Source organism: Micromonospora sp. AB353, from assembly GCF_049538395.1.
Lineage (GTDB): Bacteria > Actinomycetota > Actinomycetes > Mycobacteriales > Micromonosporaceae > Micromonospora > Micromonospora aurantiaca.
Map to the genome: position 1 here is coordinate 55,914 of NZ_JBMVFV010000022.1, position 21,621 is coordinate 77,534.

Here is a 21,621-nt window from a genome sequence, read left to right on the forward strand (position 1 = left end):
GCCGGCTCAGACCACCAGTGCCAGCCACTTCCGGTACGACGTGGCGAACGGCTCGGTGCCGTCGCCGAGCGCGCCGAGCAGCCAGCGGGACGCGGCCTCGGCCTCGGTGACCACGTCCTCCGGGTAGCCCCAGCGGGCCCGGTTCACGGCGAACTCGTCCTCGTCGCGCAGCTCGACCAGGCCGGTCTCGCGGCGGCGCACCACGTCCAGGTCGAGGTCGATCAGGTGGACCGTCTCCTCACCCTCCCAGCGGGCCGGGGTGGCGATGTCGCAGTAGACCTCGCTGGTGCGCGGCGGCGGGTTGAACATGCCGGTCCACCAGCCGTGGTGCGGCACCAGCAGGACGAACGGGATCCGCTCGACCGACGGGCGGCCGTGGTAGACGGACTCGGTGCCGGCGGGCACGCCGAGCCAGACGCCGAGATCGTCCTCGGCGAGCCGGCGGGCCGGGTAGTCGCGGTGTGCGCTGCCGTCGTACTTGCGGTAGATCACGCGGACCACATCGCTCGGCATGCCTGGCACCCTAACCGATTCCGGCCACGCCACGCGATCGGGAGGTAACCGGACGCGACCCGCCGTCCCGCCACGCCGTCGGAGCGGCCGGACCCCCGTCGGTGCCGGCGGGTACGGTCGCACGGTGACCCCGTCCCGCACCGCCACCGGCCCGGCCGTCCCGAAGAAGCGCCGCAAGGGCCGCGCCGGTGCCGGGGAGCTGCTGACCGCCGCGGTGGGCGCGGTTCCGGGTGGCGCGGCCCGGCCGGGTCAGCAGCAGATGGCCGAGGCGATCGAGCGCAGCATCGCCTCCGGCGAGCATCTGCTGGTGCAGGCCGGGACCGGCACCGGCAAGTCCCTGGCGTACCTCGCTCCGGCGCTGACAGTGGACGGGCCGGTGGTGGTCTCCACCGCCACGCTGGCGTTGCAGTCCCAGCTCGTCGAGCACGACCTGCCGAGGCTGGCCGACGCGGTCGAGCCGGTGCTGGGCCGCCGTCCCACATTCGCCGTGCTGAAGGGGCGTCACCACTATCTCTGCCTGGCCCGCCTGGACAGCTCGGTCGAGGACGAGCCGGACGACGCGCTGTTCGACGCGCCGCGTGCCGGCAACAGCGGCGGCACCAAGTGGCTCGGCGAGGCGGGCCGCCTGGGCAAGCAGGTGCAGCGGCTGCGCGACTGGGCCGAGGAGACCGCCACCGGTGACCGCGACGAGCTGGATCCGGGCGTGGACGACCAGGTGTGGCGCAGCGTGTCCATGCCGGCCCGGGAGTGTGTGGGCGCGAGCCGCTGCCCGTTCGGGCAGGAGTGCTTCGCGGAGGCGTCCCGGGCGCGCGCCCGCGAGGCCGACATCGTGGTCACCAACCACAGCCTGCTCGCCGTCGACATGCTCGCCGGGCGCCACATCGTCCCGCCGCACAGGCTGCTCGTGGTGGACGAGGCGCACGAGCTGGCCGACCGGGTCTCGTCGGCCGCCCAGGCGGAGCTGGTGCCGGAGCTGATCGACAGGTCCACCCGGCGGGCCCGGCCGCTGCTGCGCCCCGACGTGGCCGAACGGCTCACCGAGGCCGGTGACGCGCTCGCCGTGGGGCTGGCCGAGGCGCCGGCCGGGCGGCTCACCGCCGGTCTGCCGCCGGCGCTGCGCGAGGCGTGCACGCTGCTGGACTCGGCGACCCGGGCCGCGCTGGAGGGGATCGGCGACGTGAAGGCCGACGACCCCGATCCGGTACGCAAGCAGCAGGCCAAGGCCGTGCTGGACGAACTGTCCACCACCGCCCAGCGGCTGCTGGAGGAGGCCGACCACGACGTCGCCTGGGTCGAGAAGCCGGACAACGGCAGCCGCCGGGCGCTCGTCGTCGCGCCGCTGTCGGTGGCGGGCACGCTCGCCACCCACCTGTACGACGAGCGCACAGTGGTCGCCACCTCGGCCACGCTGGCGCTGGGCGGCCGCTTCGACACGGTGGCCCGGGCGCTGGGGCTGGACGCGCCGCCGCCCGCCCCGCCGTCACCGGCCGCCGCCGCGATCGCCACCGCTGCCGCCGCGGGCCGCTCTCCGGTCACGCCGGTGGCCGCCGCCGAGGGCAGCCGGGCGTCGATCGGCACCGTCCCCGCGACCGAGGGGCCGGGCTGGAGTTCGCTCGACGTCGGCTCGCCGTTCGACTACGCCCGGCAGGGCATCCTGTACGTCGCCGCGCATCTCCCCCGCCCCAGCGTCTCCGGGTTGCCCGGACCGGCAGGTGAGGAGTTGCTGGCGCTGGTCGAGGCGCTCGGTGGTCGTACCCTCGGGCTGTTCTCGTCGCGACGGGCCGCGCAGCAGGCCGCGGAGCTGGTCCGGGCGCGGACCGACCTGCCCGTGCTGCTCCAGGGCGAGGAGGCGCTGCCGCTGCTGGTGCGCCGGTTCCGCGAGGTACGGGAGAGCTGCCTGTTCGGGGTGATGTCGCTCTGGCAGGGGGTGGACGTGCCGGGCGACGCCTGCCAGCTCGTGGTGATCGACAGGTTGCCGTTCCCCCGCCCGGACGAGCCGCTCGCGGCGGCGCGGGCGGCGGCGGTGGACGCCGGTGGCGGCTCGGGTTTCGCGGCGGTGAGCGTGCCGATCGCGGCGGTCCGGCTGGCCCAGGGTGTCGGCCGGCTGATCCGGGCCACCGGCGATCGGGGCGTGGTGGCGGTGCTCGACTCGCGGCTGGAGACGGCGCGCGGGTACGGCCCGTTCCTGCGCCGCTCGCTGCCGCCGTTCTGGTACACCACCCGGCCCGAGGTGGCCCGGGGCGCGCTGGAACGGCTCGCCAAGAGCTGACGCCCGCGCCTCCCCGGGGCGGGGTGACGCGGGCGTCGGCGGATCGTGCCTGGTCAGGGCGCCTGGGAGGCGACCACCACCGCGTCCGGCGGGGTGTCCGGCACGGTACGCGCGGCGAGCCGGCGCACCGCGGTGTTGAGGACGGCGATCAGCGGCACCGCGACCAGCGCACCGGCGATGCCGGCGAGCACCACGCCGGCGGCGATGCCGATGATCACGGCGAGCGGGTGGATGGCCACCGCGCGGCCCATGATCAGCGGCTGGAGCACGTGGCCCTCGACCTGCTGCACGCCGATCACCGCGCCCAGGATGATCAGGGCGGTCACCGGGCCGCTGTCGACGAGCGCCACCAGCACGGCCACCACGCCGGACAGGAACGCGCCGACGATCGGGATGAACGCGCCCAGGAAGACCAGCGCGGCCAGCGGGAACGCGAACGGGATGTCGAACAGCACCAGGAAGATGCCGATGCCGACCGCGTCGATGAAGGCGACGAGAACCGTGGCCCGCACGTACGCGCCGAGCGTCGCCCAGGACGCGCGACCGGCGTCGTCGACCTTCCAGCGGGCGGCCACCGGCAGCAGCCGGACCAGGAACCGCCAGATGTTGTTGCCGTCGCGCAGGAAGAAGAACGTGGCGAAGAGGACCAGGACGGTGCCGGTGAGCACCTCGGCGAGCGTGGCGGCGGTGCTTATCGCACCGCTGGTGAACCGCTCGGTGTTGCCGTTGATCCAGTTCTGCGCCTCGTCGATGTAGCGGTTGAGCTGGCTGTCGGACAGATGCAGCGGGCCGGTCTTGAACCAGTCCTGGATCTGCCGGACGCCCTCGGAGGACTTCTGGCTCAGCTCCGGTACGCCCTTGATGAACTCGTTGACCACGAGCGTGAGCGTGCCGACGACGGCGGCCAGGCCGCCGACGAGCACCACGGCCGTCGCCAGCGAGCGGGGCAGCCGGGCCCGGAGCAGCCATCCGACCGCCGGGGCGAGCAGCGCGGAGAGCAGCAGCGCGACGGTCAGCGGAATGATCACGATGCTGATCGTGCCGACGATCTTGAGCAGGGCCCAGGTGACGATGCCGATCACGATCAGACGCCAGCACCACGCGGCGGCGATGCGCAGCGCGTGCGGCACCTCGGTGTCGTCTCGGCTCACAGTCGAGGAGTGCAACGCCGCCGGCGGTTCGACGCCCACCACCATCGCCTCCGGCGAGGCGGCCGGTCCTGGTGAGGCGGGCGAGGCCACGCCCCCGTCGGCCGCCTCCGCGGCGGCGGCTCGCCGGGTCCGGGCCGCCTCCCGGCCCGACTCGTACGCACGGCGGAGCCGTCCGCGCATCCGCTCCATGCGGCTCAAGCGCACCTCCGGCAAATCGGCCCCACCGGGTCACAGGGGGCACAGGATACGTCCGTACGCCCCACCCTAGGGCGACTCGGCCACACATTGCCCGCCCGGCGCTCTCACCAACCACGCCGGAATCGACTGACGGCCACGCGGTAGCGTCTTCGCGTGACCGCCGACCAGAGTCTCGACGCCGGGCTGCCGATCCGCCTGCTGCACGACCGCGTGCTGGTGCGTACCGAGGGCGCGGAGGGGGAACGCCGCTCCACCGCCGGCATCGTGATCCCCGCGACGGCAGCCGTCGGCAAGCGGCTGGCCTGGGCCACAGCGGTCGGCGTCGGGCCGAACGTCCGCGCGATCGTGGCCGGCGACCGGGTGCTGTTCGACCCGGACGACCGCTCCGAGGTCGAGTTGCACGGGCGGGCGTACGTGCTGCTGCGCGAGCGGGATGTGCACGCCGTGGCGGCCGAGCGGGTGGAGAGCACCGCCGCCGGCTCCACCGGTCTGTACCTGTAGTCCTCCCCTCCGACGCCGCTCGCTCCGCGGCGGTGCCGTTTGCGGCGCTGCCCGGCGGGAAGCCCAGGCACCTCAGCGCGCCCTGGGGAGGGACACCATGCCGGTAGTGATCAAGAAGATCCTCGCCTGGGGATTCCTCGCGTTCCTGATCTACTTCATGGCGTTCCGGCCGGACGGTGCGGCGCAGGTGTTCAAGGGCATCGGGGCCGCGCTGATGGCCATCGCCCAGGGGCTCGGCGACTTCCTGACCGGCCTGATGAGCTGACCGGCCCCCGATCGGGTTCTCAGCGCCCGGGGTGCCAGGGCGCGCCCGGGTCGTGCCAGCCGCTCGGGCCGTGACCGCTCGGGCCGTAACCGCTCGGCGGGAAGACGGGCGGCGGGGCCAGCACCACCGGGATCGGCACCACCGGGTCGTCCGGCGCCTCCACCGGGCGCTGCGAACCGTCCGGGAACCGCAGGTGGTAGCGCTGACCGTCCCAGACCCCGACCGGCGCCTGCGGGTCACGACCGACGAAGAACGACCGGTACGCGGTGATCGCGTCCAGCAACTCCCGTTCCTCCCGCGCCGTCCGCTCCCGCTCGGCCGGCTTGTGATCGAGTCCCCGGCGCATCCCGTCACGCAGCAGCGCCAGCCGGGTCGCGGCGAACTGGTAGCCGCGCATCGCGCGTACCCCGCCCTCACCGGCGACCCGCCGGGCCCAGGTACGCGCCGCGTGCCGCCGGCCCAGGCTCCCCAGCGCCGCCACCTCGGGCGGGGTGAGCCAGCCCGCGCGGACGTAGTCAGGCAACGTGCGCTCGGTGAGCCGGCCCTCCCAGGCGCGCAGCCAGATCGCCAGCCCCACCATCGCGAAGAAGATCGGCATCATCAGGCCGATGAAGCCGTAGAGCGCGATCACCGGCTGCCCGATGGCCTGGGCGAGCGTCGGCAGCAGGTTCCAGGTGCCGTGCAGGATCATCGCCACGAGCAGCCCGGCGAGCGGCGCGAGCACCCGTACCCGCCGGTCGGCGGTACGCGCCGCGATACCGAGCCCGACGCCGGTCATCGAGGTGAACAGCGGGTGGGCGAAGCCGAACAGCAGGATCCGGCCGATGAACAGCGCGATCACCAGCTGCGTGCCGGTGGCCGGGCCGTACTGCTCCACGCCGGTGCGGTAGCCGTACCCGCCCAGGTAGAGGATGTTCTCCACCATGGCGAAGCCGACCGCGGAGAGCCCGCAGTAGACCAGGCCGTCGGTGATCCCGGAGAACTCGCGGCGCCGGAAGATCAGCAGCAGGAGCGGGCCGGCCGCCTTGGTCAGCTCCTCGATGAACGGGGCGACGAGCACCGCGGTGAGCGCGGCGGGCAGCCCCAGGTCGTCGAAGATCTGCGCGCCGGTCTGGTTGACCTTCAGCGAGATGGCGGTGGAGACGAAGGCACCCCAGGCGAAGCAGAAGACCAGGTAGGGCAGCGGCTCGGGCTCGTAGCGGTCGAGCCACAGGAGGCAGGCGACCAGCACCGGCACCGGCAGGACCGCCGCGACGGCACCCACCAGGAGTGCCTCCGCGCCCAGGCTCTCACTCAGCTGGTAGACCATGTAGAGCGCGCCGGCCGCGATCAGCAGCACCACCCCGGCCAGCACCGACGCCCGTCGCCAGCCGAACCGGCGCGACGGCATCCCGGGCGTCGGCGCACCCGCGGGCGGGGCGGCGGGCGCGTGCGGTGGCGGCGGTACTGCGCCGGGCGGGGTGTCGGCCATGCGGTCAGCGTAGTCACCCGCGACCCACTGGTCCGGTCGCATCGTCACGGCTATGCTCCCGAACAGGTCACGAGCGCCAGCGTCAAGCCCCGGCTTGCTGGCCGGCAACCCTCGTCGAGGTTCGCGGTGGGGTGCCCCGGGTGATGACCGGGCCCGGTGCCGCTCCGCGTGCCGGGCAAGCGCGGACCCCGTCCCGGCACGCCTGGGGTCCCTGTGACCCGGAGGCTCCGGCATGACCGTCACCCTCGTACCCTCGCTGCCCGTGCTGCCCGCGCCGGCCCGGCCCGACCCGCTCGGCGTGCTCGGCGTACCCGGGGAGATCAACCTGGACCACGCCGCCAGCGCGCCGTGCGCGCGGGCCGCGGCCGACGCGGTGGCCGGGCTTCTTCCCTGGTACGCGAGTGTGCACCGGGGCGCCGGCGCGCTGTCGCGGCGCTGCACGCTGGCCTACGAGCGGGCCCGGCAGACGGTAGGCGACTTCCTCGGCGCCCGCCCCGGCGACCACGTGATCTTCACCCGGAACACCACCGACGCGCTGAACCTGCTGGCCCGGGCGCTGCCCGCCGGCACCACCGTGATCACGTTCGGCGGCGAGCACCACGCCAACCTGCTGCCCTGGCCGCGCGGCTCGGTACGGCTTCCGGTGCCGGACAGTCCGGCCGGCGCAGTCCGGTCCCTCGCGGCGGCGCTCGGCGAACTGGCCCGCGACGCCCGGCCCGGCCTGCCGGTGTTGGTAGCGGTCACCGGCGCCGGCAACGTCACCGGCGAGTGCTGGCCGGTCGCCGAACTGGCCCGGGTGGCGCACCGGCACGGCGCCCGCATCCTGGTCGACGCCGCGCAGCTCGCCCCGCACGCCCCGGTCGACCTGACCGCGCTGGACGTGGACTACGTGGCAGTGTCCGGGCACAAGCTGTACGCCCCGTTCGGCGCGGGCGTGCTCGCCGGGCGGGCGGACTGGCTGGACGCGGCCCCGCCGTACCTGGCCGGAGGCGGCGCCACCAGCCACGTCGGCGCGGCGACGCACGAGGTGCGCTGGACGACCGGCCCGGCCCGGCACGAGGCCGGCACCCCGAACCTGCTCGGCGCGGTGGCACTCGCCGCGGTCTGCGAGGCGCTCGGCGCGGCCGACCGGGACGCGCTGCACGCCCGGGAACAGGCGCTGCTGGCGCGACTGCGTACCGGCCTGGCCGCGCTGCCGGACGTGGTGGAGCTGCGCATGTTCTCCCCCGAAGCGCCCCGGGTGGGCATCGTCAGCTTCGTGGTCGCCGGGCGGGACTCCGCCGAGGTGGCCGCCCACCTGGCGAGCCGGCACCGGATCGGGGTACGCGACGGGCTGTTCTGCGCCCACCCGCTGACCCGGCGCCTGCTGGCCGAGGCCGCCGCCCGTACCGGCCGCACCGACCTGCCCCCGACAGCCCTACGCGCCAGCCTGGGCCTGGGCACCACACCGAGCGAGGTAGACACCCTCCTGACGGCCCTGACCCACCTCCCCTAGCCCTCTCCCCCTCCGCACCCGCACCCACCCACCCCCCACCTCGGTCGATCATGAAGTTGACCGGCCCGGAAAACGCTTTCCCGGCAGCCAACCTCATGATCGACGCCGGACGGGTAGCCGGGCGAGGGTGGGAGGGCGGGCGGGGGTCAGCCGACGGGTGGGGCTGTGGGTGGGTGGGCGGCGGGGTTCCGGGCTGCGGGTTCGCCCTGGCGGTTCTCGCCGAACGCCTGCCGGACCAGCCGGTTCGCCTCCTCCTGCTCGATCCCGGAGGCCACCATCAGATCGCTCGCCGTGGTACGCACCTGGGCGATCACCACGCTGCCGGAGAAGCCGACCCCCTCGGCGTACGCCCGGCCGGCCTCGCTCACCGCGCGCAGCGACCGTTCCCGGGCCTCCTGCGGCTCCTGCCCGGCGGCGAACTCCTGGCGGAGCAGGCGCACCGACTCGGCCAGGTGACCGATCGCGTCCGGCATCGGCTCGGGGGCCGGTTCGTCGTCCTCGATCATGGTGACCGCGCGGCGGATCAGCGTGCCGGTGTTGCGCATGGCCCGGTCGATCGGGTCGGCCGCCTCCGCGTAGTGGGTCAGCTCGCTGCGCCGGTGCCAGCGGGCCGGGGACAGCGTGCTGGTCTCCTTCGCGCCTTCGATCGCCTCGGAGAGCGCGGCCAGTTCCTCCTTGTTCTCCCGCAGCCGGAACAGCGCCTGCTGGGCCGCGTCCCGGTCCCGGCTGCGCACCGCCTCGGCGCAGGCGTCGAGCTGGTCGGCGAGGAGGTCCAGCGCGGGCCGGGCGGCCCGGTTGATCACCCGAAGCGGGTTGAGCGGCAACAGGATGGCGGTGACCAGCAGCGCGATGCCGCCGCCGAGTAACGCGTCGATGAAGCGGGGGAACTCCAGGTTCTCGGTGGACGGGCTGAGCGTCACGATCAGCACCGCGGTGGCCGCGGCCTGGATCACGATGGCGACGCTCGCCCCGGCGAAGATGCTCAGCAGGATCGCCGAGGTCACCACGAGCGCGAGCTGCCACGCGCCGGTGCCGACGAAGTAGATCAGCGCGTCGCCGACGAGCACGCCGACCGCCACCCCGGCGATCAGTTCGACCGTACGCCTGAACCGCTGCCCGACCGAGGCGGCGAGCGTGCCGACGGCGGAGATCGGGGCGAAGACCGGCTGCGGGTTCTTCAGCAGCCGGTGTGAGACCAGGTACGCCAGGCCGGCGGCGAGGCCGGCCTGCACGGCGAGACCGAACGCGGTACGGACCCGGTGCAGCCGGTCGTGCAGCGTCGCCTTGCCCCGGTGCCGCAACTCCTCCATCGCGGAGGCGATCCGCTGCCCGTCCCGGTCCGCCAGCCCTTCGCGCAGCTTGCCACGACGCAGGAACTGCAGTCGTCCGTCCCGGGCCATGGCCGGTACTACCCGTACCGCACCGGCTGAATCCCTCCGACCGGACCGGAGTGGGGCAGACTGCACCCGATGGACGACCTGACGGCACGCTGGCGGGACGCGGCACGGGCGGCGGGCGCGACCGATCCGGCGGCTGCCGACCGGGCCGGTGCCCGGCTGCTGGCGGGCTGGCGGGAGCCGCACCGGCGCTACCACGACGAGGCGCACCTGCGGGCGGTGCTCGACGTGGTCGACACGTACGCCGGTCTGGCCCGCGACGCGGACCTGGTCCGGCTGGCGGCGTGGTGCCACGACGCGGTCTACGACCCGCGCGCGGCGGGCGACGCCAACGAGCGGGCCAGCGCCGACCTGGCCGTCGAGCTGCTGGCCGCCGCCGGGCTCCCGGCCGCGACGGTGACCGGGGTACGCCGCCTGGTGCTGCTCACCGCCGGCCACGCGGCCGGGCCGGACGATCCGGACGGCGCGCTGCTGTGCGACGCGGACCTGGCGGTGCTCGCCGCCCCGCCGGAGCGCTACGACAGGTATGCCGCGGCGATCCGCGCCGAGTACGCGCACGTGCCCGATCCGGACTTCCGCACCGGCCGGGCGGCGGTGCTGCGGCACCTGCTCGACCTGCCGGCGCTGTACCGCCTACCCGAGCCGCACGCCCGCTGGGAGGACCGGGCCCGGGCCAACCTGTCCCGGGAGCTGGCCGCGCTCACCTGACACGCGGTGCTTCGGGCGGCGCAGCCCGGCGTCCCGCAGCAGGCGGACGATCTCCCGCGACGGCACGACGGTGGCGCCCAGCCAGACCGCGGTCCGGAACCGCTCGGCGGGCACGTCGTAGTGGTCGCGGTCGAAGCCGCGCCGGGGCGCGCCGAGCATCTCGGCGAACGCGTGCAGCTCGGCGTAGGAGACGTCGCTGATCAGGTGCGACCAGAGCCGGCCGCGCCAGGGCACGGCGGGCGGGTCCAGGTAGAGCACGGCAACAGACGGTACGCCGGTAGCCTTCCCGGCATGGCCGCCCATCCCCTCCTCGACGACCTGCGGGCCGCGCTCGGTGACGCCGCCGTGCTGACCGACCCGGACCTGCTGTCCGGGCACGAGCGCGACGAGGCCGACCTGTGCGACTCGGGCACCCCGCTGGCTGTGGTACGCCCCCGCGACACCGACGAGGTGGTGGCGGTGGTCCGCGCGGCCGGACGGCACGGCGTACCCGTGGTGCCGCAGGGCGCGCGGACCGGGCTGGCCGGCGCGGCGAACGCGGTCGACGGCGCGGTGGTGGTGAGCACCGTGGCGATGGACGCGGTGCGGGAGATCGACCCGGTCGGCCGGATCGCGGTGGTGCAGCCGGGCGTGGTGAACGCGGCACTGGCCCGCGCGGTACGGGAGCACGGCCTCTGGTATCCGCCGGACCCCGGCTCGTGGGAGTCGTCCACGATCGGCGGCAACGTGGCCACGAACGCCGGTGGCATGTGCTGCGTGAAGTACGGCGTGACCAGCGAGTACGTGCTGGGCCTGGAGGTGGTGCTCGCCTCCGGCGAGGTGCTGCGCACCGGGCGGCGTACCGCCAAGGGAGTCGCCGGGTACGACCTGACCCGTCTGTTCGTGGGCTCGGAGGGCACGCTCGGCGTGATCACCGAGGTGACTGTGGCGTTGCGCCCGGCCCCGGAGGAGTCACTGACACTGGTCGCGGTCTTCCCCACCGTGGCGACCGCCGGTGGCGCGGTCGCCGGGATCGCCGAGCGTGGGCTCACGCCGAGCCTGCTGGAACTGCTGGACCGGACGCATCTGCGGGCGATCGAGGCGTACCGGCCGATGGGTCTGCGCACCGATGCCGAGGCGCTGCTGCTCGCGGCGGTGGACACCGGCACGCGGGCCGCCGACGACCTGGCCCGGCTCGCCGAGGTGTGCACGGCGGCGGGCGCCGACGAGGTCTATGCGGCCACCGACGCGGCCGAGGCGGCGGCCCTGCTCCAGGCGCGGCGGCTGGCCCACCCGGCGATGGAGCGGTTCGCGGCCGAGACGTTCCCGGGTGGCAACGGCGGCCTGGTCATCGACGACGTGGCCGTGCCGCGCGGCCGGCTGGCGGAGCTGCTCGATGGGGTGGCCCGGATCGCCGAGGCGTGCCAGGTGCCGATCGGGGTGGTCGGCCACGCCGGCGACGGCAACATGCACCCGAACATCGTGGTCGACCGGGCCGATCCGGCGAGCCTGGCCCGCGGACGACAGGCCTTCGACGAGATCATGCGGCTGGGGCTTGACCTGGGCGGCACCTGCACCGGGGAGCACGGCGTCGGGCTGCTCAAGCGGGACTGGCTGGCCCGCGAGATCGGCCCGGTGGGCGTACGCGTGCACCAGGCGATCAAAGCGGCGCTGGACCCGGCCGGGCTGCTCAACCCCGGCAAGGTGTTCTAGCCCTTGTCCTCCGCGGGCGTGGCCTGGGTGACGAGCAGCAGCACGTCGTAGGCCACCTTCGGCTTCGGTTCGCCCGGGCAGTCCTGGATGGTGACTGTCAGGCCCGGCGGCACGAGCAGCGTCGAGGTCAGCACGCCGATGCAGCCCTGCTTGTAGTTGCGGGCCTGGTCGGTCTCCGTCGCGATCGCCGGGTCCGCGAGCATCCGCTGGAGCCGCCGCGTCTGGTCCGGGCTCAGCGTGCCGGTGGCGTTCACGCCGTCGCCGGCGCAGTCGCGGCACTGCCAGCGGCCGGACGGGTCCACGTCGAGGTTGCGGACCGGGCCGTCACCGAGCCGCTGCACCAGGGAGACGCGTCGGCCGTCCGGTGTCGGACTGGCCGTGCCGCCCGCCCCGGGTGTGGTGGCGCCCTCGGCCCGGCCGAAGGAGCAGCCGGTCAGAGCGGTTGCCAGCAGCACAACAGCGGACAGGGCGGGGACGCGCAACCAGGATGGGCGAACCACGCGGGGAAACCTACACTTCCGTAGGTAGCGCGCACCAGCGGCCGAGCGGCCCGGGTCGGGGATCCCCTACCTGGGGGAGGCCGGAAGTTCAACGCCCGGGCCGTCGGTCCCTCGGTCTGCCGCGAATCCGCGCACATCGGGCGCGCCGAGGCGGGCCGCGTCGGCCGCGACGTCGTCCGGCATGAGCTGCGACTCCCGTTCGGCCAGCACCCGCGCCCGGTAGTGGGCGACCTCCCGGTCCCGGGTCGCCGCGTCCCAGCCGAGCACCGCGCCCATCAGCTCGGCGGCGTGCTCCGCCGACTCCAGGCCGCGGTGGCTGGTCTCGATCGAGATCCGGGTACGCCGGGTGAGCACGTCCTCCAGGTGCAGTGCGCCCTCGGCGCGGGCGGCGTACGTCACCTCGGCGGCCAGGTATTCCGGCGCGCCCGCGAGCGGCGAACCGAGCAGCGGATCGGCGTCGACCAGGGCGAGCAGTTCCAGGGTGAGGCTGCCGTAGCGCTCCAGCAGGTGCTCGACCACGCCGACCGCCACCCCGTGCCGGCGGGCCAGGTCGGCCCGGTCCCGCCACATGGCGGCGTACCCGTCGGCGCCGAGCAGCGGCAGGTCGGCGGTACGCGAGGAGCGGGTCCGGCCGAGCCGGTGCATCGCACGGTCGACCACGTCGGAGGCCATCACCCGGTACGTGGTGTATTTCCCGCCCGCGACCAGCAGCAGGCCGAGCATCGGCTCCACCACGGCGTGCTCGCGGGACAGCTTGGAGGTGGAGTCCGCCTCGCCGGCCAGCAGCGGGCGCAGCCCGGCGTAGACGCCCTCGATGTCGGCGGTGGTCAGCGGCCGGTCCAGCACCTCGTTGACCTGCGACAGCAGGTAGTCGATGTCGCTCGCGGTGGCGGCCGGGTGGGATCTGTCGAGTTGCCAGTCCGTGTCGGTGGTGCCGATGATCCAGTGCCCGCCCCAGGGGATCACGAACAGCACGCTCGTCGCGGTACGCAGGATCAGGCCGGTCTCGCCGACGATCGCCGAGCGGGGCACCACGAGGTGCACCCCCTTCGAGGCGCGGACCCGCAGCTTCGGGCGCAGCCCGACGTCGTTGAGCATCCGCGACATGTCGTCGCTCCACACGCCGGTGGCGGCGATCACGGTGCGGGCGCGTACCTCGAACTCGGCGTCCGGCGAACCGGCGGGCGCCTCCAGGTCGCGGACCCGCACGCCGGTGACCTCCCGGGCCTGCCGGGTCAGGCCGACCGCGCGGGCGCTCGTCACCACAGTCGCGCCGAGGCTCGCGGCGGTGCGCGCCAGCGTCACCACCAGGCGGGCGTCGTCGACCTGGCCGTCGTAGTAGCGGATCGCGCCGGCCAGCTTGTCCGGCCGGAGGCTGGGGAAGATCCGGCGGGTGCCCTCGCGCGTGAGGTGCCGGTGCAGCGGCATGCCGCGCCCGCCGCCGAACACCCCGGCGAACGCGTCGTACGCGGCGACACCGAGACCGTAGTAGGAGCGGCGGAAGAACCGCCGGGGCAGGTCACGCGCGCCGCCCTCGGCGGGCAGCGGCACCAGGATCGGCACCGGCCGGACCAGGTGCGGCGCGAGCCGGGTGGCGAGCAGGCCGCGCTCGGTGAGCGCCTCGTGGACCAGGTGGAACTCCAGCTGCTCCAGGTAGCGCAGGCCGCCGTGGATCAGCTTGCTGGACCGGCTGGACGTGCCGGCGGCGTAGTCACGCGCCTCCACCAGGGCCACCTTCAGCCCTCGGGACGCGGCGTCGAGCGCGGCGCCCGCTCCGGTCACGCCACCGCCGATGACCAGCACGTCGAACCGCTCGGCCCGGAGCCGGCGCAGGTCGTCGGCGCGGCGCTCGGCGGACAGCCGGCCGGCCGTGGATCGGGACACACTCGGGTCACGCACCAGTCAACGGTAACCGTCCCGGGCGCGCGGCGACACGGCCCGGCCGTACCGTGATGACCATGCTGACCGGTCCGCCGCTCGCCCCCGTACCGCCGCCGCCACCGCGCGAGACCGGTCCGTGGCCGGTCGTCGCGGCGGTGGCGACCGGGGTGTGGATCGTGCTGGTCACCGTGCCGGGCCAGGTCACCGGCTGGCTGGTCGACCAGGTGGCGCTGGTGATCGGCGCGGACCGGCCGGTGGCGGTCTGGCCGGTGGTGGCGGTGGCCACGGTGCTGCTGGCGGGCGCCCCGGCGCTGGCGCTGGCGCTCGCGCCCCGCGCCCCCGCGCTGCGGGCGACCGGCCGGGCCTGGACCGCCGCCGTGGTGGCGCTCGGCGTGACCACGCTGCTGCGTACGGTGCCGCCGGTGCACCACGAGGCGTACCTGGCCGCGCTCGCGGTGACCGCCGCGGTGCTCGCGCTCGTCGCCGTCCGTCTCGGCCGGGTCCGGCCACCCGTGGTGGTGGACGCGGCCCCGGAGGGCAGGTTCGGGTCGGTGTCGCTGCTGGCGATCGCGGCCGGGCTGGCCGTGCTGCTGCCGTGGGCCTGGGTGGGCGCGCTCGGCGGAGCGCTGGAGACGTTGCTGGCCGCCCTGGCCGCCGCCGCGTTGGGCGCGCTCGCCGGGGCGCTGCTCGGCGCCGGTTTCTGGGCCGCGTTCGGGCCCGGCCCGGTCCGGCTGGTGCTCGTCGGCGGCCTGGTCGCGGGGGTCGCGCTGACGCCGCTCGCGGCCGGCGCCGGGCAGACGGGCGTGCAGTTGCCGGCGCTGGCGCTGCTGCCGCCGCTCGGTTTCGTGCTGGCCGCGCTGGAGGCGGCGGCCCGCCACGCGGGCCGTCCGGCCGGGCCCGCGCCGGCGCGCCGGCTGGTCGGTCTCGCCCTGCTGGGGCCACTGGCGTTCACCGACCCGGAGGAGATCAGCCTCCTGCTCTCCGCCACCCGCGACATGCCGTTCTGGGTCGCGGTGGGCACCGGCGTGGCGTTCGCCGTCGCGGTCCTGCTCGCAGTCGGGTACGGCGTGCTGCTCGCCCGGTCCCGCGCCCGCGCGCCCCGGCGCGGTCCGGCCGCGCTGGCCGCCGCCGCGCTGCTCGCCGCCGTCGCCGTGGTGTACGTGGTCCCCGGCCAGCCCGGTCTGTACGGCGAGCGGCTGCTCGTGGTGCTGCGCGAGCAGGCCGACCTGACCGGCCTGCCGGCCGGGACGCCGGGCCGGGCCGGACGGGACGCCCGGGCGACGGAGGTCTACCGGCGGCTGGTGGCGACAGCCGACCGCACGCAGGGCGACCTGCGCCGCACGCTCACCCGGATGCGGCTGCACCCGACGCCGTACTACCTGGTGAACGCGATCGAGACGGACGGCGGGCCGGCGGTGCGGGCCTGGTTGTCGACCCGCCCCGAGGTGGCCCGCGTGCTGGTCAGCCAGCGGGTACGCCCGCTGCCCGCGCTCGCCCCGGAGGCACGCGGCGACCAGCCCGCACCGGCCGGCCCGGCCTGGAACGTCTCGCTGATCGGCGCGGACCGGGTCTGGTCGGAGCTGGGGGTCACCGGGTCCGGTGTGGTGGTCGGCAGCTCCGACTCCGGGGTGGACGGCCGGCACCCGGCGCTCGCGGGCGGCTTCCGGGGCGGCGACGACTCCTGGTACGACCCGTGGGAGGGCCGCCGCGCCCCCGCCGACCGGGGCGGCCACGGCACCCACACGCTGGGCAGCGCGGTGGGCCGGGACGGGATCGGCGTCGCGCCCGGCGCGAGCTGGGTCGGCTGCGTCAACCTGGACCGCAACATGGGTAGCCCGGCCCGCTACCTCGACTGCCTCCAGTTCATGCTGGCCCCGTTCCCGCCGGGCGGGAACCCGCTGACCGACGGCCGTCCCTCCCGCGCCCCGGACGTGCTCACCAACTCGTGGGGCTGCCCGCCGGTGGAGGGGTGCGACCCGGGGGCGCTGCGACCGGCGACCGCCGCGCTGACCGCTGCGGGCATCCTGGTGGTGGCCGCGGCCGGGAACACCGGCCCGTCGTGCGGCTCGATCGCGGACCCGCCCGCGCCGTACCCGGACGTGCTGACCGTCGGGGCGGTGGACCGGCAGCGCCGCGTCACCGAGTTCTCCAGCCGGGGCCCGGCGCCGGACGGCCGGGCCAAGCCGGACCTGGTCGCGCCCGGCGCCGACGTGGTCTCGGCGATGCCGGGCGGCGGGTACGCGGCGCTGGACGGCACCTCGATGGCGACGCCGCAGATCGCCGGTGTGGTGGCGCTGATGTGGTCGGCGAACCCGGCGCTGCTCGGGAACCTGGAACGGACCCGGGCGATCCTGCGCGACACCGCCCAGCCGGTCGCGTCGCCCGCCGGCGCCGACACCTGCGGCGGACCGCAGGACGTCTCCGGCGCCGGGCTGGTGGACGCGTACGCGGCGGTACGCGCGGCCCGAGCCGGGTGAAAGCCCGTCGTCACCGCCGTACCACCGGCCACCGCGACGCCCCGCCGGTCAGTCGAGCCAGCAGATGACCGCGTCGCCCGCCTTCGCCGCCGCGGCGAAGTAGTCCCGGGCGTACGGCAGGTGGTGGGCCACCCAGTCCAGCTCACCGTCGCGGTCCCAGATCAGCGGATAGATGTCCGCAGCGGTCAGCTCGGCCGGGTCGACGCCCCGCAGCAGGTCCTCCTCGGTGATCCCGGCCAGCGCGGTCGCCGCCTCGGCCACCTGCTCCGGCGTCAGGTAGGCCGGCGGGCCGTAGCCCCAGTCGTACGGCTCGAGGAACTCCGCCCAGTCCATACCCTCCGGCGGGGCGTCGGGCAGCGCGACGAGCAGCTCGCCGCCGGTGACCAGCGGCACCGTGACGCCGCGCCGCTCCAGCAGGAACTGCAGTGCCTGCCAGGCCTTGCCCGTGCCGGCGTGCCGCACGTCTTCGGCATCGGCCGCCGCCTGCGCGAACTCGTAAGCCCAGTCGTGGTCCGCTCTGGCCCGCGCCAACTCGTCGGGCGTCATCCGGATCCAATTCCCGTTCATGCTCACGGGCGCAGCCTAGAGACCGGGTCCGACACCCGTCGTCCGGCGGAGGGCGCTACCGTCGGCAGCCATGAACGTGGAGATCACCGATCTGCCGCCCGAGCCGTCGCCTGCGGTTGTCGACCTGTGCCGGCGCGCGCTCGACCTGTCCGAGGACGCGGCCGAGGCGCCGGGCATCGTGGACACTCTGACCCGGCGGGCGGCGGCGCACCGGCCGGTCGTGGTGCTCGGCGCGGTACGCGACGGCGCGCTGATCGGCGTACTGATCGGGTCGCTGTCGGCGGCCGATCCGCGCCTCGGCCACGTCGACCTGGTCGCGGTCGCGCCTGCGGAACGCCGCCAGGGCGTCGGCGGTGCGCTGCTGACCGAGGCGGAGAGCCGGCTCGGCGCGCTCGGCGCGGCCGAGGTGCTGCTCGCCGGCAACCCGCCGCACTACGCCTGGCCCGGTATCGACGTGCGCTACACCCCGGCGGTCTGCGCCGCGCAGCGGCTCGGCTACCGGCAGGACCGTACCGCCTGGAACATGACCGCCGAGCTGACCGAGGGCTCGGCGGCGCTGCGTCCCACCGAGGCCGCCGAGCAGCGGCTGGCCGGGCGGGGCGTGACGGTACGCCGGGCCGGCTCCGCCGACCTGCCGGCGCTCGCCGCGTTCGCCAGGTCCACGTTCGGCGGCACCTGGGACGGCGAGCTGGCCGGTTCGGTGGGGCGGCCGGACGCGGGTGTGCACCTGGCCGAGCGGGACGGCGAGATCCTCGGGTTCGCCGCGTACGGGTCGGCGCGGCCGAGCTGGTTCGGGCCGATGGGCACCGCACCGGCGGCGGAGGGATCCGGGATCGGCGGCGTGCTGCTGCGCCGCTGCCTGCGTGACCAGGCCGCCGCCGGGATCACGGCGGCGCAGATCGGCTGGGTGGGGCCGGTGCCGTTCTACTCGAACGCGGCGGGTGCCCGGATCGAGCGGGTGTTCTTCCTCTACCGGAAAGCCGTCAAAGGGGCATAGACGTCAATAGCGCCATTCGGCCTCCTTCGCCATCGACCGGGCTCTACGGTCGGAGCAGAGGAGGCGGTGCATGACCACGAATGACGAACGGGCCGAGGACCCGGCGGCGGGACGGCGCCCGTCCGACGAGCTTCCCGGCCAGCTTCCGTTCGACCGGCTCGACGTCGGTGACGCCGAGCAGCTCGCCGAGCTGACCGGCGGCGACGGGCCACCGGTGGAGGAGTCACGGCAGCCGGTGGACGAGCCGAGGCGGCTGCCGCCGCCGTACGACAGGGCGCACAAGCGGCGCAACCAGCGCCCGCTGCCCACCTGATCCGGGTACGCGGAAAGGGGGCGGACCGCTGACGCGGGCCCGCCCCCTTCGGCGTACTGGATGGAGCTGGACTCAGAAGTCCATCTCCCCGCCACCCGGGCCCGCCGGGGCGGCCGGGGTCTTCTCCGGCTTGTCCGCGACGACGGCCTCGGTGGTGAGGAACAGCGCGGCGATCGAAGCGGCGTTCTGCAGCGCGGAACGCGTCACCTTGGCCGGGTCGATGATGCCCGCGGCCAGCAGGTCCACGTACTCGCCGGTCGCGGCGTTGAGGCCGTGACCCGGGTCGAGGTTGCGAACCCGCTCGACGACGACGCCACCCTCCATGCCGGCGTTGACGGCGATCTGCCGCAGCGGGGCGTCCAGCGCGATCTTGACGATCTGCGCGCCGGTCGCCTCGTCGCCGGCCAGGTCCAGCTTGTCGAAGGCGGTCTTGCCGGCCTGCACCAGCGCGACGCCACCACCCGGGACGATGCCCTCCTCGACGGCGGCCTTCGCGTTGCGGACGGCGTCCTCGATACGGTGCTTGCGCTCCTTCAGCTCGACCTCGGTGGCCGCGCCGACCTTGATCACCGCAACACCGCCGGCCAGCTTGGCCAGACGCTCCTGCAGCTTCTCCCGGTCGTAGTCGGAGTCGCTCTTGTCGATCTCGGCCCGGATCTGGTTCACCCGGCCCTGGATCTGCTCGGCGTCGCCGGCACCGTCGACGATGGTGGTCTCGTCCTTGGTCACCACGACCTTGCGGGCGCGGCCCAGCATCTCGAGGCCGGTCGCGTCCAGCTTGAGGCCGACCTCCTCGCTGATGACCTGACCACCGGTGAGGATGGCGATGTCGGTCAGCATGGCCTTGCGGCGGTCACCGAAGCCCGGCGCCTTGACGGCGACCGACTTGAAGGTGCCACGGACCTTGTTGACCACCAGGGTGGCCAGGGCCTCGCCCTCCAGGTCCTCGGCGATGATCAGCAGCGGCTTGCCCGACTGCATGACCTTCTCCAGGATCGGAAGCAGGTCCTTCACCGACGAGATCTTGCTGTTGACGATCAGGATGTACGGGTCGTCGAAGACGGCCTCCATACGCTCCGGGTCGGTCATGAAGTAGGCGGAGATGTAGCCCTTGTCGAAGCGCATGCCCTCGGTGAGCTCGAGCTCCAGGCCGAAGGTGTTGCTCTCCTCGACGGTGATGACGCCTTCCTTGCCCACCTTGTCCATCGCCTCGGCGATGATCTCGCCGACGCTGGGGTCGGCGGCGGAGATGGAGGCGGTGGAGGCGATCTGCTCCTTGGTCTCCACGTCCTTGGCGAGCTTGAGCAGCTCCTCCGAGACGTTGGCCACGGCCGCCTCGATGCCCCGCTTCAGGGCCATCGGGTTGGCGCCGGCGGCCACGTTGCGCAGACCCTCACGGACCAGGGCCTGGGCCAGGACGGTCGCCGTCGTCGTGCCGTCACCGGCGACGTCGTCGGTCTTCTTCGCGACCTCCTTGACCAGCTCGGCGCCGATCTTCTCGTACGGGTCCTCGAGCTCGATCTCCTTGGCGATGCTCACACCATCGTTGGTGATGGTGGGGGCACCCCACTTCTTCTCGAGCACGACGTTGCGGCCCTTGGGGCCGAGGGTCACCTTCACGGCGTCGGCGAGCTGGTTCATGCCCCGCTCGAGGCCGCGGCGCGCCTCTTCGTCGAACGCGATCATCTTGGCCATACGGCGTTGTCCTCCTGGACACTCACGGGCCACCCGGGATGCCCGGATGGGCCGTCTGGTGTACGCACCTTGGGGACGTCGCCACCTGGCGACGACGACGTCTCCTCGGTCGGGCCGGACAGCCCGCGACGACCGGCCTCGTACCGCTCCGGCACCCCTTCGGACACCGGTGCGACCGTGGCCCTACCGCCCCGACCTTCTGGCACTCACCGTACGCGAGTGCCAATGACTTGTTTAGCACTCTCCCTAGCCGAGTGCAAGCACGACAGCCCCGCTCAGCCGAGTTCCGCCGCCAGCCGGGCCGCGTTCACCGGGCCTTCGTGAGCCCGCTGTTCGGCGTACGTGACGACCAGCCCGACCTGCTGCGCCAGGTAGGCCGGGGCGGCGAGCAGGGCACCGAACACGGCGAGCACCACGGCGCCGATCGCGGTGCCGACGGCGTTCATCGGCGTGACGCCGAACGCCGCCCCGCTGATCCCGCCCACCACCGCGTCGAGCACCGTCGCCGCGAAGAGCACCGCGATCACCAGCGCGACCCGGCCCAGCACCATGCCGAACCGGTTGTGGAACATCCGCCACGCCCGTCCGATCGGCTCCCGCCGCTCGAACAGGTAGACCGGGCCGAACAGGGCCAGCGCGAACGCGGCGTAGAGGCCGGGCAGCAGGCAGAAGCAACTGCCGAGCATGACCAGCAGCGAGACCAGGAGCGTCCAGCCCCACAGGCCGAGGGCGCGGCGCAGCCCGTACCGGAAGGCGGCGCCGAGTTCGACCGGCTCACCGGCCGCCTGGCGGGTGACCACCCAGGTGCCGGCGGCCCAGCCCATCGCCTGGAGCAGGCCGAAGATCAGCCCGGCGGACAGGAGCACGCCGTAGAAGGCGAACATCTGCCCCCAGAAACCGGCCGGCAGCACCGGCGCGCCGTCCGGCGCTGTCGCCAGTTCGCCCTCGGGGCTGAAGACGAGCGTGAGGACGCTGATCACCGAAGCCGGGAGCACCTGGGTGAGCAGCACGATCGGCAGCAACTGCCGCCAGCCGCGCCGCAGCGCCGCGGTGCAGCGGGCGAACCAGGGACCGATGCCCGCGTGCGGCGGGTTGACGAGCGGATCCTGCGGGTCGAGGCCGGGGAACCAGCCGGCGTACGCGCCGGGACCGGCCGGCATCGGGTACGCGGCCCCGGGGACCGGGTACGCCGCGCCGGGCATCGGATGGCCCGGGTACGCGGGAGGGCCCCAGCCCGGGGGCGGCGTGCCGGGCGGCGCGTTCCAGCCGTGCGGCGGGGTACCCGGGGCGTTCCAGTTCTGCGGCGTAGCGCCCGGGGTGTTCCAGCCCTCCGACGGCGTGCCCGGGGCGGTCCAGCCCTGCGGCGGAGTGCCCGAGGCGGTCCAGCCGGATGAGGCGTCACCCGGGGCGGTCCAGCCGGGCGGGGTGCCCCAGCCGGGTTGGCCGGCCGGGTTCGGGGCGCCGTGCTGCGGGCTGCCGTACTCCGGAACGATCGGGGCGTGCCCGGTGTGGCCGGCCCACCCGGCTGGGG

19 protein-coding genes and 1 riboswitch are annotated in these 21,621 nt (G+C 74.6%); of the genes, 9 read left to right on the forward strand and 10 right to left on the reverse strand.

What is annotated here, in order from left to right; all coding sequences use genetic code 11:
* Positions 1-6 precede the first annotated feature (6 nt).
* The gene (locus ACPCK6_RS12665; protein ID WP_423481193.1) at positions 7-513 is read right to left on the reverse strand and encodes a DUF402 domain-containing protein; all 507 of its coding nucleotides are present in this window, start codon (positions 511-513) and stop codon (positions 7-9) included.
* A 124-nt stretch (positions 514-637) separates the two neighbouring features.
* Here ACPCK6_RS12665 and ACPCK6_RS12670 point away from each other — a divergent pair, with 124 nt between their 5' ends.
* Positions 638-2,782: an ATP-dependent DNA helicase gene (locus ACPCK6_RS12670; protein WP_423481194.1), complete on the forward strand. Its 2,145-nt coding sequence runs from the start codon at positions 638-640 to the stop codon at positions 2,780-2,782.
* Positions 2,783-2,835: 53 nt separating this feature from the next.
* On the opposite strand, the gene ACPCK6_RS12675 is transcribed toward ACPCK6_RS12670, so the two are convergent.
* Positions 2,836-4,122 (reverse strand): AI-2E family transporter, encoded by a 1,287-nt coding sequence (locus ACPCK6_RS12675; RefSeq protein ID WP_423481203.1) that lies wholly within the window; start codon positions 4,120-4,122, stop codon positions 2,836-2,838.
* 162 nt (positions 4,123-4,284) lie between these two features.
* On the opposite strand from ACPCK6_RS12675, the gene ACPCK6_RS12680 reads away from it, so the two are divergent.
* Both ACPCK6_RS12680 and ACPCK6_RS12685 read left to right on the forward strand, forming a co-directional pair.
* The gene (locus ACPCK6_RS12680; protein ID WP_013288840.1) at positions 4,285-4,632 is read left to right on the forward strand and encodes a GroES family chaperonin; all 348 of its coding nucleotides are present in this window, start codon (positions 4,285-4,287) and stop codon (positions 4,630-4,632) included.
* A 97-nt stretch (positions 4,633-4,729) separates the two neighbouring features.
* On the forward strand, positions 4,730-4,897 hold the full coding sequence (locus ACPCK6_RS12685; RefSeq protein ID WP_167796936.1) for a hypothetical protein: 168 nt from the start codon (positions 4,730-4,732) through the stop codon (positions 4,895-4,897).
* Positions 4,898-4,916: 19 nt separating this feature from the next.
* On the opposite strand, the gene ACPCK6_RS12690 is transcribed toward ACPCK6_RS12685, so the two are convergent.
* Entirely contained in the window at positions 4,917-6,410 is a 1,494-nt protein-coding gene (locus ACPCK6_RS12690; RefSeq protein WP_396881103.1) for a PrsW family intramembrane metalloprotease, read from the reverse strand.
* Positions 6,411-6,433: 23 nt separating this feature from the next.
* Positions 6,434-6,556, forward strand: a riboswitch (SAM riboswitch).
* A gap of 44 nt (positions 6,557-6,600) precedes the next feature.
* Here ACPCK6_RS12690 and ACPCK6_RS12695 point away from each other — a divergent pair.
* On the forward strand, positions 6,601-7,863 hold the full coding sequence (locus ACPCK6_RS12695) for an aminotransferase class V-fold PLP-dependent enzyme (protein WP_423481195.1): 1,263 nt from the start codon (positions 6,601-6,603) through the stop codon (positions 7,861-7,863).
* A gap of 146 nt (positions 7,864-8,009) precedes the next feature.
* Here ACPCK6_RS12695 and ACPCK6_RS12700 read toward each other — a convergent pair whose 3' ends face one another.
* Entirely contained in the window at positions 8,010-9,263 is a 1,254-nt protein-coding gene (locus tag ACPCK6_RS12700; protein ID WP_396880965.1) for an FUSC family protein, read from the reverse strand.
* A gap of 69 nt (positions 9,264-9,332) precedes the next feature.
* Between ACPCK6_RS12700 and ACPCK6_RS12705 the strand changes: the two genes are divergently transcribed.
* The gene (locus ACPCK6_RS12705) at positions 9,333-9,968 is read left to right on the forward strand and encodes an HD domain-containing protein (RefSeq protein ID WP_423481196.1); all 636 of its coding nucleotides are present in this window, start codon (positions 9,333-9,335) and stop codon (positions 9,966-9,968) included.
* On the opposite strand, the gene ACPCK6_RS12710 is transcribed toward ACPCK6_RS12705, so the two are convergent.
* Entirely contained in the window at positions 9,894-10,226 is a 333-nt protein-coding gene (locus ACPCK6_RS12710) for a DUF4031 domain-containing protein (RefSeq protein ID WP_194801852.1), read from the reverse strand. The genes ACPCK6_RS12705 and ACPCK6_RS12710 overlap by 75 nt on opposite strands.
* Positions 10,227-10,259: 33 nt before the next feature.
* Here ACPCK6_RS12710 and ACPCK6_RS12715 point away from each other — a divergent pair, with 33 nt between their 5' ends.
* Positions 10,260-11,660, forward strand: coding sequence for an FAD-binding oxidoreductase (locus tag ACPCK6_RS12715; RefSeq protein WP_423481197.1), 1,401 nt, complete (start codon positions 10,260-10,262; stop codon positions 11,658-11,660).
* Here the strand turns inward: ACPCK6_RS12715 and ACPCK6_RS12720 are convergent.
* Both ACPCK6_RS12720 and ACPCK6_RS12725 read right to left on the reverse strand, forming a co-directional pair.
* Entirely contained in the window at positions 11,657-12,160 is a 504-nt protein-coding gene (locus tag ACPCK6_RS12720) for a hypothetical protein (protein WP_396880962.1), read from the reverse strand. The genes ACPCK6_RS12715 and ACPCK6_RS12720 overlap by 4 nt on opposite strands.
* 66 nt (positions 12,161-12,226) lie before the next feature.
* Complete coding sequence (locus ACPCK6_RS12725; RefSeq protein WP_396881102.1) at positions 12,227-14,044, reverse strand: glycerol-3-phosphate dehydrogenase/oxidase; 1,818 nt, start codon at positions 14,042-14,044, stop codon at positions 12,227-12,229.
* A gap of 68 nt (positions 14,045-14,112) precedes the next feature.
* Here ACPCK6_RS12725 and ACPCK6_RS12730 point away from each other — a divergent pair, with 68 nt between their 5' ends.
* On the forward strand, positions 14,113-16,518 hold the full coding sequence (locus ACPCK6_RS12730) for a S8 family serine peptidase (RefSeq protein ID WP_423481198.1): 2,406 nt from the start codon (positions 14,113-14,115) through the stop codon (positions 16,516-16,518).
* Between the two features lie 48 nt (positions 16,519-16,566).
* On the opposite strand, the gene ACPCK6_RS12735 is transcribed toward ACPCK6_RS12730, so the two are convergent.
* A complete protein-coding gene (locus ACPCK6_RS12735) occupies positions 16,567-17,085 on the reverse strand; it encodes a YfbM family protein (RefSeq protein ID WP_423481204.1) in 519 nt (172 codons plus the stop codon).
* 70 nt (positions 17,086-17,155) lie between these two features.
* Between ACPCK6_RS12735 and ACPCK6_RS12740 the strand changes: the two genes are divergently transcribed.
* Both ACPCK6_RS12740 and ACPCK6_RS12745 read left to right on the forward strand, forming a co-directional pair.
* The gene (locus tag ACPCK6_RS12740) at positions 17,156-18,082 is read left to right on the forward strand and encodes a GNAT family N-acetyltransferase (RefSeq protein WP_423481199.1); all 927 of its coding nucleotides are present in this window, start codon (positions 17,156-17,158) and stop codon (positions 18,080-18,082) included.
* A 70-nt stretch (positions 18,083-18,152) separates the two neighbouring features.
* The gene (locus tag ACPCK6_RS12745) at positions 18,153-18,395 is read left to right on the forward strand and encodes a hypothetical protein (RefSeq protein WP_262013250.1); all 243 of its coding nucleotides are present in this window, start codon (positions 18,153-18,155) and stop codon (positions 18,393-18,395) included.
* A gap of 72 nt (positions 18,396-18,467) precedes the next feature.
* Here the strand turns inward: ACPCK6_RS12745 and groL are convergent, their stop codons facing one another.
* Entirely contained in the window at positions 18,468-20,090 is a 1,623-nt protein-coding gene (groL, locus tag ACPCK6_RS12750) for a chaperonin GroEL (protein ID WP_018787968.1), read from the reverse strand.
* 275 nt (positions 20,091-20,365) lie between these two features.
* On the reverse strand, positions 20,366-21,621 hold a 1,256-nt coding region (locus tag ACPCK6_RS12755), incomplete at its 5' end, for a hypothetical protein (RefSeq protein WP_423481200.1).